Here is a 14758-nt window from a genome sequence, read left to right on the forward strand (position 1 = left end):
TCTACGGGAGGATCTTCGGTGATCACGGCCGGACGCGATAGGTTCTCCTGCCGGATGGGGTGAAGGGAGCGACGTCTGTGGCGAGCGAGCTGGAGCGGGCGCTGGGCGCGCACCGGGTGCTGGAGCCGCGCGGCGTGCTGCCGCAGGCGGCCCTGCGCCTCGACGCCGATCCCCGGATCGGCGTCGACGAGGTGCGCGTCGCCGTCCAGCGGCTCAACCTCGACGCCGCGTCGTTCCGCCAGCTGTCCGAGGCGTGCGGTGGCGACGGCGACGCGGTGCGCGCCGCCGTCCTCGACATCGTCGCCGCCCGCGGCAAGATGCAGAACCCGGTCACCGGCTCGGGGGGCATGCTGATCGGCGTGGTCGACGCGGTGGGGGCGGACTCCCCGCTGGACCTGGCCGTCGGCGACCGGGTGGCCACCCTCGTCTCGCTCACGCTCACCCCGCTGCGGATCACCGACGGGCTGGCCCGCTGGGACGGGCGCGGCGAGCAGGTGCCGGCCGAGGGGACGGCGGTCCTGTTCGCCCGCTCGATCGCCGCGGTGCTGCCCGCCGACCTGCCCGACGCCGTGTCCCTCGCCGTCCTCGACGTGTGCGGGGCGCCGGCGGCCACCGCGCGGGTGGTCGAGCGCACCGGCGCCCGGTCGGTCGTCGTGCTCGGCGCGGCGGGCAAGTCGGGCTGCCTGAGCCTGGCCGCCGCCCGCGACGCCGGGGCGACCCGGCTCACCGGGCTGGTCCGCGACGACCGCGAGGCCGCCGCGCTCACCGCCGCCGGGCTGGCCGACCGGGTCGTCGTCGCCGACGCCACCGACCCGCTCGCCGTCGCCGCCGCGGTGGGGGAGCCGGCCGACGCGACGATCGTGTGCGTCGACGTGCCCGGCGCCGAGCACGGCGCGGTCCTGGCGACCGCCGACGGCGGCACCGTGGTCTTCTTCTCCATGGCGACGTCGTTCGCCCGGGCGGCGCTCGGCGCGGAGGGGATGGCGGCGGACGTGACGATGCTGGTCGGCAACGGCTACACCCCGGGCCACGCGGCGCTGGCCCTCGACCTGTACCGGTCGAACGCCGGCGTCCGGTCCCTGATCGACCCGCGGGTCGGCGCGTGACCCTCCTGATCGGCGACGTCACGGTCGGCGACCGGCCGGGCCGCGCCGTGCACGTCGCCGACGGCCGGATCGCCTGGCTCGGGGACGCCGCCGACGCCCCGACCGCCGACCGGGTGGTGGCGGGGGAGGGGGCGCTGCTGACGCCGGCGTTCGTCGATGCCCACGTGCACGCCACCGCGACCGGCCTGGCGCTGACCGGTCTCGACCTCTCGTCGACCTCGAGCCTCGCCGAGGCCGGCGCCCGCATCGCCCGGCACGCCCAGGGCGCGCCGGGGACCGTGCTCGGCACCGGCTGGGACGAGACCGGCTGGCCCGAGCGCCGCGGCCTCACCCGCGCCGACCTCGACGCCGTGATCGGCTACCGGCCGGCGTACGTCGCCCGCGTCGACGTCCACTCGGCGACGGTGTCGACCGCGCTGCTCGACCGGATCCCCGGGATCGCCGACCTGCCCGGCTTCTCACCCGACGGGCGGCTGCGGCTCGACGCCCACCACGCCGCCCGGCAGGCCGCCCACGCGACCGTGGGCGCCGACCAGCGGCGGGCGGCCCAGCGCGCCACCCGCGACGCCGCGGCCGCGCTGGGCATCGGCAGCCTGCACGAGATGGCCGGTCCGGAGGTGTCGAGCGCCGAGGACCTCGCCGGGCTGCTGGAGCTCGCCGCCGCCGAGCCCGGGCCGGAGGTGGTCGGCTACTGGGGCGAGCTCGCCGAGCGCGGCGGCCTGGACGTCGTCCGCCAGCTGGGCCTGGCCGGCGCCGGGGGAGACCTGTTCTGCGACGGCGCCCTCGGCTCGCACACCGCGGCGCTGGGCAGCGGCCCCTACGCCGACCGCCCGGACACCGCCGGCAGCCTGCGGTTCGCCACCGGGCAGCTGGTGCACCACGTGCGCGCCTGCACGCTGGCCGGCGTCCAGGCGGGCTTCCACGTGATCGGCGACGCCGCGGTCGCGCAGGTGGTGTTCGCGGTGGAGACCGTGGCCGCCGAGCTGGGCCGGCCCGCCGTCCGCGCCTGCCGGCACCGCCTCGAGCACGTCGAGATGACCGACCCGGTCGACGTCGAGCGGCTGCGCGACCTGGGCATGGTCGCCAGCGTGCAGCCGGCCTTCGACGCCGCCTGGGGCGGCGACGCCGGCATGTACGCCGAGCGGCTCGGCGTGGCCCGGGCGCTGCGGACCAACCCGTTCGCCGGCTTCTCCGACGGCGGGGTGCCGCTCGCGCTGGGCAGCGACGCCCCGGTGACGCCCCTGGACCCGTGGGGCGGGGTGCACGCCGCCGTCGACCACCGCACGCCCGGCTCGGGCCTGCGGCCGTTCGACGCCTTCGACGCGGCCACGTTCGGCGGCCGCTACGCCGCCCGCGCCGAGCACGCCGCCGGCCCCCTCGCGGTGGGCGCGCCGGCCGCGCTGGCGCTGTGGGAGACGGCGGAGACGCTGTCGGGCGTGCTCGCCGGGCGGCTGCGCCCGACCTGCCGGCTCCTGCTCGTGGACGGAGAACCGCTGTGACCACCCTCGACCTCGACCCGGCCCTCGTCGCGCGGGCCCGCGCGCTGGCCGCCCGCGCCGCGCAGCCGGTGGTCGACCTGGCGCACCGGCACACCACGATGTCGGTCGAGCGGGCGGTGCTGCGGCTGGCCGGGCTGACCGGCACCGACCCGGTGACGGGGGAGGGCCGGGCCGAGGACCGCGTGCCGTGGGTCAACCGGGTCGTCGACGCCGTCCGCGACCAGGTCGGGCTGGAGGCGGGTGTCGCGCTGCCGGTGTGGCACGCCCTGCGGGACGGCGGAGACCTGCAGTCCCTGGCCGAGCGGGTGGGCGCGGGGACCGCCCGGTTCGAGCTCCCCGCCGACCCCGAGCCCGCGCGCGCGGCCGCCCGGGACGCCGTGGCCGCCGGGCTGGCCCGCATCGACGCCAACCGCCGCCGCCGCGAGGAGCTCGTCGCCGTCCACGGGGACCCGCCGCGGCGGCCGTGGATCTACCTGATCGTGGCCACCGGCGACATCCACGAGGACATCCCGCAGGCCCAGGCCGCCGCCCGCGCCGGGGCCGACGTCATCGCCGTCATCCGGTCCACCGGCCAGTCGCTGCTGGACTACGTGCCCGAGGGCGCCACCCGCACCGGCTACGCCGGCACCTACGCCACCCAGGAGAACTTCCGGCTCATGCGGGCCGCCCTGGACGACGTCAGCGCCGAGGTGGGCCGCTACGTGCGGCTGACCAACTACGCGTCCGGGCTGTGCATGCCCGAGATCGCCGTCCTGGCCGGGCTGGAGCGGCTGGACATGATGCTCAACGACGCGATGTACGGGATCCTCTTCCGCGACATCAACCCGCGGCGCACCTTCGTCGACCAGCGGTTCTCCCGGATGGTGCACGCCCGGGCCGGGATCGTCATCAACACCGGCGAGGACAACTACCTCACCACCGCCGACGCCGTCGACGAGGCGCACACCGTCACCGTCAGCCAGCTGCTCAACGAGACCCTCGCGCACGAGGCGGGGCTGGAGGACTGGCAGCTCGGCCTCGGGCACGCCTTCGAGATCGACCCCGACCGGCAGGACTCCTTCCGGCTGGAGCTCGCCCACGCGATGCTCGCCCGCTCGCTGTTCCCCGACGCGCCGCTGAAGTGGATGCCGCCCACCAAGCACATGACCGGCGACGTCTTCCGCGGCTACCTGCTCGACGGGTTCTTCAACCTCGCCGGGGCGCTGACCGGCCAGGGGATCCTGCTGGTCGGGATGATGACCGAGGCCGTGGTCACCCCGTGGCTGTCCGACCGCGACCTGGCGCTGCGCAACGTGCGCTACGTGCTCGACGCCGCCGGCGGCCTGGTCGAGGACTTCCACCCGCCGAAAGGCGGCTTCATCGACCGCCGCGCCGACACCGTGCTGCGCGAGGCCGTCGAGCTGCTCCAGCGCATCGCCGACCACCCCGAGGGGCTGATCCAGGCGATCGCCGACGGCACCTTCGGCATCACCCGGCGGCCGCCGGACGGCGGCAAGGGCCTCGACGGCGTCGTCGCGCTCGCCCCCGGCGCGTACAACCCGGCCCTGGAGCTGCTGGAGCGCGTCGATGCCTGAGGGGATCGTCCGGCCCTACGGCGACACCACCGGCGACGGCATGGTGCAGACGTCGTTCACCCTCCCCGTCCCGCCCGGGCCGAAGGCCGACGGCGCCGCGCTGCAGCTGGCGGGCAAGATGGGCATCGAGCCGGCCATGGTGGTGCACAGCCACGGCATCGGCGAGGGATACACGTTCTTCGTCGTCTACGGGTCGGTGAAGCACCTGGTCGACCTCGACGCCGTCCGGGTGGAGGAGCGGGCCTACCCGCTGCTGTCGCCGGCGGAGGTCAACGGGGCGATCAAGGCCCGGCTGCACCGCAAGCTCGTCGTCCTCGGGGCGTGCATCGGCACCGACGCGCACACCGTCGGCATCGACGCGATCCTCAACCTCAAGGGGTTCGCGGGGGAGAAGGGCCTGGAGTACTACCGGGAGATGGACGTCGCCAACCTCGGCGCCCAGGTGACCGTGCCCGACCTGGTGCGCCGGGCGCGCGCCGCCCGCGCCGACGCCGTCCTCGTCTCACAGGTCGTCACGCAGAAGGACGCGCACCTGCGCAACACCCGCGAGCTGGCCGCGGCGTTCCGCGAGGCGATGGGGGAGGACCGCCCCCTGCTGGTGGTCGGCGGCCCGCGGTTCGACCCGGCGATGGCCGCCGAGCTCGGCGTCGACAAGGTCTTCGGCCGGGGCACGACGCCCGGCGAGGTGGCCAGCTACCTGGTGCACGCCCTGGTGCCCCCCGAGGAGGCAGCATGACCGACCCCGACCCGAGGCTCGGGTTGACCGTCACCCACCGCCGCTACGTCCCGTACGGCCACGCGCACTACGGCGGGAACCTCGTCGACGGCGCGTACGCGCTCGGCCTGTTCGGCGACGTCGCCACCGAGGTCGCGATCCGCACCGACGGCGACGAGGGGCTGCTGGCCGGCTACTCCGAGATCCGCTTCCTCGGGCCGGTCCGCGCCGGCGACGTGCTGGAGGCCAGCGCCGAGGTGGTCTGCGTCGGCCGGCGCAGCCGCGAGCTGCGCTGCACCGCCCGGGTCGTCGCCCGCGCCGAACCCGAGCGCGGCCCGTCGGCGGCGCGGGTCGTCGACCCGCCGGAGACCGTGGTGGAGGCGGTCGCCACCGTCGTCGTCCCCTGACCGCGGGGACCGGCGGGTAACGATCGGGTCACAGTCCGGCACGGGCCTCCCGCAGGCGGCGAAACGTGTCGCTGCACTTCCTACAGTCGCTGCAGTTCCTTCCGGGAGCACGTCCGTGCGCCCTCCGGGAGCGGCCCGCCGGGACCCGCCGGCACGGCCGGCCCGGGGTGCCGCGGCCGGCACCCCGGCGGAGCCGCGCACGCCCCGCACCACCAGACAACGGAGCGCTCCGGCCGCAGCCCGCGACCGGTCCTCCGGCCCGAAGGTGCGGCAGCTGCCCGGTCGACCGCCGGCGCGACCGAGAGGCACATCCGCAGACCGCCCGCGCCGGGAGGCACCCCGGCCTGCGGCACAGGTCCGGATGGGATGCTGGGGCCGGGCCGCCGCCGACGCGGCGGCCCGCCCCCGCCCGCCCGGTGCGGAGGAGAGGTGCCCGCCCCCGGCAGGGGCGGGGAAGTCCCACGGAGGCCACGGGTGCCGGCAAGAGCCAGCGTGCCGGCCGCGGAGAGCGCGCCGCCGGCGACGACCGGCACCCCGCCCCGCACCCGTCCGGCCGCGGCGCGGACCGCGCGGCGGTGGCCGTGGCGCACCGCGCTCGCGCTCCTCGGCGGCCTGGCGCTCCTGCTCTCCTTCCCGGGCTACGACCTGTCCGCCCTCGCCCCGCTCGGCCCGGCCGCGCTCGCCCTCGCCGTGCGCGGGCAGCGCGCCCGCTCGGGGCTGTGGCTGGGCCTGGTCCTCGGCCTGGCGTTCTTCGTGCCCCTGCTGTCGTGGACCGGCGTCTACGTGGGGCCGTTCCCGTGGCTGGCGCTCGCCGTCTGGGAGGCCCTGCACGTCGCCCTGCTCGGCGCCGCCACCGCGGTCACCTCGCGGCTGCCGCTGTGGCCGCTGTGGACGGCGGCGCTGTGGGTCGCCGACGAGGCCGTGCGCGGGCGGTTCGTCCTCGGCGGCTTCCCGTGGGGGCGGCTCGGCTTCTCGCAGACCGAGGGGCCGCTGCTCTCCCTCGCCGCGTACGGCGGGGTGCCGCTGGTGAGCTTCGCGGTCGCGCTCACCGGCGCGCTGCTGGCCGCCGCGCTGCTGGCCTGCCTGGCCGCGTGGCGGGCGTCGTCGTCGGCCGGGGCGCGCGCACCGGCCCTGCGCACGGCGGCCACCCGGGTGGCCGCCGTCCTGGCCGTCCCGCTGGTCGGCGGGCTGGCCTGGCTGCCGCTGCCCGGCTCGTCGCTGACCGCCGGCGGGGAGACCGCCACGGTCGCGGTCATCCAGGGCAACGTGCCGCGCCTGGGCCTGGACTTCAACGCCCAGCGCCGGGCGGTGCTGGACAACCACGTGCAGCAGACCCTCGACCTGGCCGAGGACGTCGAGCAGGGCCGACGCGCGCAGCCGGACGTGGTCATCTGGCCGGAGAACGCCTCCGACATCGACCCCTACCTCAACGAGGACGCCAACCGGCAGATCAGCCGGGCCGCGGAGGCCATCGGCGCCCCGATCCTGGTCGGCGCGATCGTCGAGGGCCCGGGCGACCGGATCCGCAACATGGGCATCGTGTGGGACCCGGCCACCGGCCCGGGGGAGACCTACCTCAAGCGCCACCCGGTGCCCTTCGGCGAGTACGTGCCGGCGCGCAGCTTCTTCCGCCTCCTGACCGACCAGGTCGACCTCGTCCGCCGCGACCAGCTGGCCGGCGAGGAGGTGGGGGTGCTCGACATCGGCGGCACCCGGGTCGGCGACCTCATCTGCTTCGAGGTGGTCTACGACTCGCTGGTGCACGACGTCGTCGACGAGGGCGCCGGCATGGTCGTCGTGCAGACCAACAACGCGACGTTCGGGTTCACCGACGAGAGCGAGCAGCAGCTGGCGATGAGCCGGCTGCGCGCCGTGGAGTTCGGCCGCACCGTGGTCATCGCCGCGACCAGCGGCATCTCGGCGATCGTGGCGCCCGACGGCTCGGTCGCCCGCTCCTCGGCGCTGTTCACCCCGGACGTCCTCGTCGAGGACGTCGCGCAGCGGACCTCCGCCACGCCGGCGCTGCGGCTCGGCGCCGCGCCGGAGTGGACGCTCACCGCCGTCGGCGTGGCCGCCCTGCTGGCCGGCCTGGCGCCGGTGCGCCGCCGGCTGCCCGGGGCCGCCCGGTGAGCGGCGTCCTGGTGGTCATCCCGACCTACAACGAGGCCGAGAACGTCGAGCGGGTGGTGGAGCGGCTGCTCGACGCCGTCCCGGACGCGCACGCCCTCGTGGTCGACGACGGCTCACCGGACGGCACCGGCGAGCTGGCCGAGAAGCTGGCCGCGGCCGAGCCGCGCGTGCACGTCCTGCGGCGGCCCGGCAAGGCCGGGCTGGGCCCGGCGTACGTCGCCGGGTTCCGCTGGGGGCGCGGCCGCGGCTACGACGTCCTGGTCGAGATGGATGCCGACGGCTCGCACGCCCCCGAGCAGCTGCCCGACCTGCTGGCCGCGCTCGGCACCGGCGCCGACCTCGTCCTCGGCTCGCGCTGGGTGCGCGGGGGGGAGGTGGTGGACTGGCCGGTGCACCGGCTGCTGCTGTCCCGCGCCGGCAACGCCTACACCCGCTGGGCGCTGCGGCTGCCGCTGCGCGACGCCACCGGCGGCTACCGGGTCGTGCGCGGCGAGCTGGTCGACCGGCTGCCGTTCGACGACGTCGCCAGCCAGGGCTACTGCTTCCAGGTCGACTGGGCCTGGCGCGCCTGGCGGTCGGGCGCCCGCGTGGTCGAGGTGCCGATCAGCTTCGTCGAGCGGACGCTGGGCAGGAGCAAGATGAGCACCTCGATCGTTGTGGAGGCGTTGGTACGGGTCACCGTGTGGGGCCTGCGGGACCGGCTCGCCGATCGGCTGCCGGGCCGCGTCCGCCGGCCCGTGCCCGGGAACGCCCGGCTCGACGGGCGGTCGAGCGTCGCCCGGTAGGCGGGCCGCCACCGCCCGCGCCGGTCGGGCAGGAGAGACGGAGGACGCCGTGGGACGACGGCTGCGGACCGCGCTGGCGCTGCTGGCCCTCGCGGAGCTGGTGGTGTTCGTCCTGGTCGCCGCCTGGATCGGCGTGGGCTGGACCATCCTGGCCATGCTGGCCACCGGCGCGCTCGGGGCCCTGCTGCTGGGCCGGCAGGGGACGAAGGCCCTGGAGGACCTGCGCACCCGGTCGCGCGCCCGCCGGCCGGACGGCCGGGAGCTGGGCAACGCCGGGCTCGCCGCGCTCGGCGGCCTGCTCCTGCTGCTGCCCGGCTTCGTCAGCGACCTGATCGGGCTGCTGTGCGTGCTGCCCGGCACGCGCGACGTCGTCCGCGGGGTGCTGGGCCGGCTGATCGGCTCCCGCCTGCCGGTGGCCGTGCGCGGGCCGGTCCGGGTGCGCAGCGCCCGCGTGGGCGAGGTCGAGGTTGAGGAGGTCTGGCGCCCCGGACCGCGGCCGGCGGCCAAGGAGACCCGGGTCATCGAGGGCGAGGTCGCGCCGGGCGGGCCACCGTCCGCCTGACGGGCGACGAACACCCCGGAACGCGGAACGGCCCCGGCGGGAGATCCCGCCGGGGCCGTTCCGGTCTGCGTGCGCTGGGTTCAGCTGGCCTGGCTGCGCCGGCCGCGGAGCACCTCGAGGCGCTCGGCCAGGACCTCCTCGAGGTCCTCGACGGAACGGCGCTCCAGGAGCATGTCCCAGTGGGTGCGCGGCGGCTTGACCTTCTTGGGGGTCGGCTCGGCGCCGCCGACCAGCTTGGCCGAGGAGCCGTCGAACTTGCACTCCCAGGTCTCGGGGACCTCGGCGTCGTCAGCGAAGGGCACCGTGAACTGGTGACCCGTGGGGCAGCGGTACTCGGCGTACTGCCGCTCGATCGGCGCCGTGTTGCGCTCGGTCTCGTAGCTGACGCTGCCCAAGCGGCTGCCGCGAAGGGAACGCTCCGCCATGGCCCACCGTCCTCTCGTGGTGCTGGTGTCGGTCCGGTCTCGTCTACCCGCCAGGCGGGGGCTACCCACCGGACGCGTGATTCAAGGGGACCAACGACAGAAGTGGCGGAGAGATTCCGCCGAAGTTGGTGTCACATCATCGCATGGGGTGGTATCCGGCGCGGCGGCGCCCCCCGGACGGGTGACCCGGAGGGGGGATCAGCGCAGCGCGAGCTGCCCGGGACCGGTCGGCGCCGGCCCGAGCTCCCCGCGGACGTGGTGGCGGCGGCAGAGCACCTGGTAGCGCACCTCGGCCGACGGGGCGCCGGGCTGCGGTGGGGGAGCGGTGTCGGCCACGACGACGGTGGCGCCCTCGCGCACCATCACGTCGTCGACCACGCGGGCGTTGAGCTTGCCGGGCGCACCGCACCAGCACAGCACCTGCACCTGGACGCGCTCGACGGTGTCGGCGAGCTCGAGCAGCCGCCGGGTGCCCGGGAACATCCGGGCGCGGAAGTCGGTGGTCAGCCCGAACGCGTAGACGTCGACGTGCGACTCGTCGACCAGCTCGGCGAGCTGGTCGACCTGCGCCGGCTCGAGGAACTGCGCCTCGTCGACGATGAGGTAGTCCACGCGCTCGCCGTCGGCCCACCGCCCGCGCACCAGCAGCCGCAGGTCGGTGGTGGCGTCGATCTCCAGCGCCGGCCGGGCCATGCCGACCCGGGAGCTGATCTGCGCCGTCCCGGAACGGTCGCCCTGGGTCAGCAGCAGCCCGTGCCGGCCCTGCCGGCTGTGGTTGTGGTCCACCTGCAGCGCCAGGGTGGACTTGCCGCAGTCCATGGGGCCGTGGAAGAAGACCAGGTGCGCGGTCGGGGGGTGGCGCCGCCGGTCCCCGGCGGCCGGCACCGAGGCGGGGACGGCGGCGGTGGCGTCGGCGGTCGTCACAGGCGCTCTGGGACGACGTTGCCGGCCTGCTCGACCGCCCGGCGCATCGGCAGCGCGGCCAGCGCGATGAACCCGGCGACGAAGAAGATCACCAGGCTGACGATCGCCAGCCGGTAGGAGCCGGTCAGCTGGTAGGTCAGGCCGAAGGCCAGCGGCCCGAGCCAGCTCGTCCCGCGGTCGCTGATCTCGTAGAAGCCGTAGTACTCGGCCTCCTTGCCGGCCGGGATCAGCTGGCTGAACAGCGACCGGGACAGCGCCTGCGTGCCGCCCTGGACCAGGCCGATGACGGCGGCCAGCGCGTAGAACTGCCCGACCGCCCCGGCCTGCAGGAAGAAGGCGGCCAGCAGCACGCCGATCCAGGCGACCAGCGCGCCGAGCACCACCCGCTTGGCGCCGTAGCGGCCGGCCAGCCGCCCCAGGCCCAGGGCGCCGAAGATGGCGACCACCTGCACCATGAGGATGGCGCCGGTGAGCACGTCCTGCTCCAGGTCCAGCTCCTCGACGGCGTAGGTCGCCGACAGCGAGATGACCGTCTGGACGCCGTCGTTGAACAGCAGGTACGCGCCGAGGAACCACAGCGTCAGCGGGAAGGCGCGCATCTCGCGCAGCGTCGCGGCCAGCTGCCGGAAGCCGCTGCGGGAGCGGACGGCGTCGGGGTCGCGGACCGGCCGGTTGCGCAGCCGCGACACCGTGAAGACGGTGAACCCGCCCCACCACAGCCCGGCGGTGGCCAGGCAGATGCGCACCGCCTCGCCCGTCGTCAGGCCGAGGGACTCGGCGCTGAGCACCAGGCCGAGGTGGATGGCGAGCAGCAGGGCGCCGCCGACGTAGCCGAACGCCCAGCCGCGGCTGGAGACGGCGTCGCGCTCGTCGGGCCCGGCGAGGTCGGGCAGCCAGGAGTAGTAGACGACGGTGGCGGCGCCGAAGCTCACGTTGGCCAGGACGAACAGCATCGCGCCGAGCAGCCACCGGCCGTCGCCGGCGAAGAACAGGCCGGTGGTGGCCAGCGCGCCGAGGAACGCGAACCCGGCGAGCATCTCCCGCTTGCGGCCGGTGCGGTCGGCCACCGCGCCGGTGAGGGGAAGGACCAGCACCTGCACGATGACGGAGAACGACAGCACGTAGGAGAACCAGCTGCCGGGGGCGATCGACAGGCCCAGGAAGGACAGCCGGCCGTCCTCGCCGACGGCGTCCTCGGCGATCGCCGTGAGGTACGGGCCGAGGAAGACGGTCGTCACCGAGGTGTTGAAGACCGACATCGCCCAGTCGTAGGAGTACCAGCCGAAGCGTTCGCGGCGCAGCGCGCGGTCGGGGGCGCTCTGCCCGGGTCCGGCGGCGGGCACGGCGGTCGTCACGGGCGCAGGGTCGCAGCCGGTGCCCGTCCGGTCCAGCACCGGGGGTCCCGGTCACGGCCGTGCCGTGCCACGCTCGGCCTGCGGACGCATCCGAGCAGGGGAGGCGAGGGATCGTGGCAGCGCGCTACCAGTACCAGGTGGTCGAGCTCCGGGAGGGGCTCATCGGCGGCAAGATGTCGGGGGACAAGCTCGAGAAGGTCCTCAACGAGCACGCCCGCGACGGGTGGCAGCTCAAGGCGATCACCTCGGTCGAGGTGAAGGGCCGGGTCGGCCCCGGTGGCGTCGAGGGGCTGTTGATCACGTTCGAGCGCCCGGCCGGCTGACCGCCGGCTCACGGCACGTCGTCCGGGACGACGCCGCCCGGGTAGGCCGCCACCGCCGTCGTCGGGCGGGTGGGGTCGGCGAAGCGCGGCTGCCCGGGCTCGTCGGCCCGCAGCGGCACCAGGCCGCGGGTGATCGCCGCGGCGATGCGGTAGCGCGCCCGGTTCGCGTCGCCGACGCGGCCCATGCGCAGGTCGTCCAGCCGCACCGGGGAACCGACGTGCACGCGCAGCCGCGGCCGGCGCACGACCGCCCGCAGCGCGGTGCGCAGCTTGCCCCAGTCGTTGGCGTACTGGAGCACCTCGTGGGCGCCCCACTGGCTGACCGGGATCACCGGCACGCCCATGCCCAGCGCCATCCGGGCCATGCCGGTGCGGCCGCGCTCGGGCCAGAGGTCCGGCGCCAGCCCGATGCGGCCCTCGGGGTAGGCCACGACGTGCCCCCCGTGCACGAGCGCGACCTCGGTGACGCGGACGGCGTGCCGGGCCAGCTCCGTGCCGCGCTCCACCCGGATCGCGCCGGTGCGCTCCAGCAGCGGGCCGGCGACCGGCGCGGCCAGGATGCCGCCGGTGGCCATGATCCGCGGCAGGACGCCCACCTTGTGCAGCGCGACGGCGATGACGAACGGGTCGAAGTCGCCGATGTGGTTGGCGGCCAGCAGCAGCGGGCCGCCGCGCAGCTCCTCGGGGATGCCGCCGGTGACCTCGACCCGGCCGAAGAGGCCGACCAGCCAGGAGAACCGGCGCAGCACGAACCGCCAGAACCACCACGGCGGCGCCGCGGCGATGGCCAGCTCGCGGGCGAACCACTCCGGGTCGTCCGGCTTGACCAGCGCCTCCAGGTGGTCGGGCAGCGGTGGCGTCGCCGGGCGCCACGCCGTCAGCCGGGCCCCGAGGCCGCTCACGGGCCCACCCACTGGTCGCGCTTCTCCAGCGTCTCGCGCAGCATCGCCGGCCGGTCGGTCATGATGCCGTCCACCCCCAGGTCGAGCAGCGTGTCCACCTCGTCCTCGGTGTCGACGGTCCAGGCGTGCACCTGCAGCCCCCGGGCGTGCGCGGCGGCGACGAACCGCTCGTCGATCAGCGCCCGCCCGCCCAGGTGGACCGGCACCTGCGCGCAGCCGGCGTTGATGCGGACCAGGCCGGCGGCGCGCGGGGAGTACGACGACAGCCGCAGCGCCGCGACGCCCCGCGGGCCCAGCGAGGTGCACATCGACGGCCCGAACAGCCGGCCCGCGGCGGCGACGCGGGCGTCGGAGAACGAGGCCAGGCACAGCCGGTCGGTGGCCTGCAGCCGGCGCACGGTGCGCACCAGCGGGGCGAGCACGCCCGCCGCCTTGATGTCGAGGTTGAACCGCACGTCGGGCCAGGCGCCGAGCAGGTCGTCCAGGCGCACGATCGGCTCGCGGCCGCCGATGCGCGCCCGGGACACCTCCGACCACGGCAGCCGCTCGATCGAGCCGGTGCGGTCGGTGGTGCGCTCCAGGGTGGCGTCGTGGAAGGCGACGAGGACGCCGTCGGCCGTCGCCCGGACGTCGGTCTCGAGGTACCGGTAGCCCAGCGCGACGCACGCCTCGAAGGCGGACATGCTGTTCTCGAGGTGCTCGATGGCCCCGCCGCGGTGGGCGAACGCCAGCGGGGTCGGCGCGTCCAGGAAGGCGAAACGCGCGGGCACGCGTCCACGCTAGTTCGCCGCTCCGGCAGGCGAGCGACAACCCCCTGGTCAGCGCGGGCGGACGGCCCGGCCCATCCGCTGGACGATCTCGGTCAGCACGGGCGCGGGGGTGCCGAAGTTGAGCCGGACGTGCCCCGCGCCGGGCACGCCGCACTCGGGCCCGTCGACCAGGGCGACGCCGGCGTGCTGCAGGAAGAAGGCGCCGACGGAGCCCTCGACGCCCAGGCCGCGGCAGTCGAGCCAGGCCAGGTAGGTGCCCTCCGGCGGCGTCCAGCGGACCTGGGGCAGGTGCGCGGCGAGCAGCTCGCCGAGCAGCCGCCGGTTGCCGTCCAGGTGGTCCAGCACCGCGTCGAGCCACGGGCCGCCGTCGGCGAAGGCGACGGTCGCCGCCAGCACGCCGGGGGTGGCGGCGCCGTGCGCGTACAGCTCGCCCGGACCGGACCAGCGGGCGACGTCGGCCTCGTTCGAGAAGATCAGCTGCGCCGCCTTGAGGCCGGCGAGGTTCCAGGCCTTCGACGCCGAGGTGGCCGTGACGCAATGCCCGGCGGCCACCGCCGACAGCGACGCGTACGGGCGGTGCACGGCACCGGGGAGCACCAGCGGGGCGTGGATCTCGTCGGCGAACACCCGGGCGCCGGCCCGGCCCACGACGTCGGCGAGCGCGTGCTGCTCCTCGGCGGTGAACACCCGGCCCAGCGGGTTGTGCGGGTTGACGTGCACGAGCAGCCGGCCTCCGGAGCCCAGGGCGCGGGCGATGCCGTCGAGGTCGTAGGTGGCCCGGCCGTCGCGCTCGACCATCGGCACCTCGATCAGCGGCCGGCCCAGCCGGGCGGGCAGCGACCGGAACGGCATGTACGCCGGGGTCGGCAGGACGACGGCGCTGCCGGGCGGCGTGAACAGCTCCACGGTCGCCTGCAGCGCCGCCACGACGTCGGCGACGGGCACGATCCACCCCGGCGACACCGCCCAGCCGTACCGCTCTCGCTGCCAGTCGGCGCAGGCCGCCGCCAGGGCCGCGACGTCGTCCTCGGTCAGGTAGCCGAGCCGGCCGCGGTCGACCGCCTCGTGCAGCGCCCGGGCGACCACCGGTGCGGTGCCGAAGTCCGCCTCGGCGACGAAGGCGCCCAGCGCCGGCCGGTAGCGCGACCACTTGAGGCTGCCGCCGGCGAGCAGGTCCGCCACGCCGGGCAGGTGGAGCGGCGGTCGTGCGTCGGTCGTCACGGGCCCTCCGGGCTGGTCGGCCGACGGACTCGCGGCGCGTCGGGCGCGCCCGCCGGGGTT

Annotated in this window: 15 protein-coding genes; 9 read left to right on the top strand and 6 right to left on the bottom strand. The window is 76.1% G+C overall.

The window, feature by feature from the left end; translation table 11 throughout:
• The first annotated feature begins 77 nt into the window (after positions 1 to 77).
• The 8 genes from kdd to ACI797_RS07050 all read left to right on the top strand — a co-directional run bounded on the left by kdd (position 78) and on the right by ACI797_RS07050 (position 8778).
• Positions 78 to 1106 (top strand): L-erythro-3,5-diaminohexanoate dehydrogenase, encoded by a 1029-nt coding sequence (kdd, locus tag ACI797_RS07015; protein ID WP_456857885.1) that lies wholly within the window; start codon positions 78 to 80, stop codon positions 1104 to 1106.
• The gene (locus ACI797_RS07020) at positions 1103 to 2605 is read left to right on the top strand and encodes an amidohydrolase (RefSeq protein ID WP_456857886.1); all 1503 of its coding nucleotides are present in this window, start codon (positions 1103 to 1105) and stop codon (positions 2603 to 2605) included. Before kdd ends, ACI797_RS07020 begins: the two co-directional genes overlap by 4 nt.
• Positions 2602 to 4179, top strand: coding sequence for a lysine 5,6-aminomutase subunit alpha (kamD, locus tag ACI797_RS07025; protein WP_456857887.1), 1578 nt, complete (start codon positions 2602 to 2604; stop codon positions 4177 to 4179). Before ACI797_RS07020 ends, kamD begins: the two co-directional genes overlap by 4 nt.
• Positions 4172 to 4915, top strand: coding sequence for a lysine 5,6-aminomutase subunit beta (gene kamE / locus ACI797_RS07030; protein WP_456857888.1), 744 nt, complete (start codon positions 4172 to 4174; stop codon positions 4913 to 4915). Before kamD ends, kamE begins: the two co-directional genes overlap by 8 nt.
• Positions 4912 to 5301 (top strand): 3-aminobutyryl-CoA ammonia lyase, encoded by a 390-nt coding sequence (gene kal / locus ACI797_RS07035; RefSeq protein WP_456857889.1) that lies wholly within the window; start codon positions 4912 to 4914, stop codon positions 5299 to 5301. Before kamE ends, kal begins: the two co-directional genes overlap by 4 nt.
• Before the next feature lie 492 nt (positions 5302 to 5793).
• Positions 5794 to 7431, top strand: coding sequence for an apolipoprotein N-acyltransferase (lnt, locus tag ACI797_RS07040; protein WP_456857890.1), 1638 nt, complete (start codon positions 5794 to 5796; stop codon positions 7429 to 7431).
• Positions 7428 to 8216, top strand: a complete 789-nt coding sequence (locus ACI797_RS07045; RefSeq protein WP_456542823.1) for a polyprenol monophosphomannose synthase — start codon at positions 7428 to 7430, stop codon at positions 8214 to 8216. Before lnt ends, ACI797_RS07045 begins: the two co-directional genes overlap by 4 nt.
• Positions 8217 to 8265: 49 nt before the next feature.
• Positions 8266 to 8778 (top strand): FxsA family protein, encoded by a 513-nt coding sequence (locus ACI797_RS07050; protein ID WP_456857891.1) that lies wholly within the window; start codon positions 8266 to 8268, stop codon positions 8776 to 8778.
• Between the two features lie 80 nt (positions 8779 to 8858).
• Here ACI797_RS07050 and ACI797_RS07055 read toward each other — a convergent pair whose 3' ends face one another.
• The 3 genes from ACI797_RS07055 to ACI797_RS07065 form a co-directional block, all read right to left on the bottom strand.
• A complete protein-coding gene (locus tag ACI797_RS07055; RefSeq protein ID WP_456542821.1) occupies positions 8859 to 9203 on the bottom strand; it encodes an RNA polymerase-binding protein RbpA in 345 nt (114 codons plus the stop codon).
• 198 nt (positions 9204 to 9401) lie between these two features.
• On the bottom strand, positions 9402 to 10127 hold the full coding sequence (locus ACI797_RS07060) for a thymidine kinase (protein ID WP_456857892.1): 726 nt from the start codon (positions 10125 to 10127) through the stop codon (positions 9402 to 9404).
• Positions 10124 to 11482 carry an MFS transporter gene (locus ACI797_RS07065; protein WP_456857893.1) on the bottom strand — a complete coding sequence of 453 codons (1359 nt, stop codon included), beginning with the start codon at positions 11480 to 11482 and terminating at the stop codon, positions 10124 to 10126. The genes ACI797_RS07060 and ACI797_RS07065 overlap by 4 nt, the downstream gene beginning before the upstream one ends.
• 113 nt (positions 11483 to 11595) lie before the next feature.
• Between ACI797_RS07065 and ACI797_RS07070 the strand changes: the two genes are divergently transcribed.
• Entirely contained in the window at positions 11596 to 11805 is a 210-nt protein-coding gene (locus ACI797_RS07070) for a DUF4177 domain-containing protein (RefSeq protein WP_456542818.1), read from the top strand.
• Positions 11806 to 11813: 8 nt separating this feature from the next.
• On the opposite strand, the gene ACI797_RS07075 is transcribed toward ACI797_RS07070, so the two are convergent.
• Genes ACI797_RS07075 through ACI797_RS07085 form a run of 3 tightly spaced genes read right to left on the bottom strand, consistent with a single transcriptional unit; the run spans position 11814 to position 14698 of the window.
• The gene (locus ACI797_RS07075; protein WP_456857894.1) at positions 11814 to 12707 is read right to left on the bottom strand and encodes a lysophospholipid acyltransferase family protein; all 894 of its coding nucleotides are present in this window, start codon (positions 12705 to 12707) and stop codon (positions 11814 to 11816) included.
• Entirely contained in the window at positions 12704 to 13477 is a 774-nt protein-coding gene (locus ACI797_RS07080; protein ID WP_456857895.1) for a glycerophosphodiester phosphodiesterase, read from the bottom strand. Before ACI797_RS07080 ends, ACI797_RS07075 begins: the two co-directional genes overlap by 4 nt.
• Positions 13478 to 13525: 48 nt before the next feature.
• Positions 13526 to 14698 carry a MalY/PatB family protein gene (locus ACI797_RS07085; RefSeq protein WP_456857896.1) on the bottom strand — a complete coding sequence of 391 codons (1173 nt, stop codon included), beginning with the start codon at positions 14696 to 14698 and terminating at the stop codon, positions 13526 to 13528.
• Positions 14699 to 14758: the final 60 nt, after the last annotated feature.

Source organism: Geodermatophilus sp. SYSU D00691 (assembly GCF_054050275.1).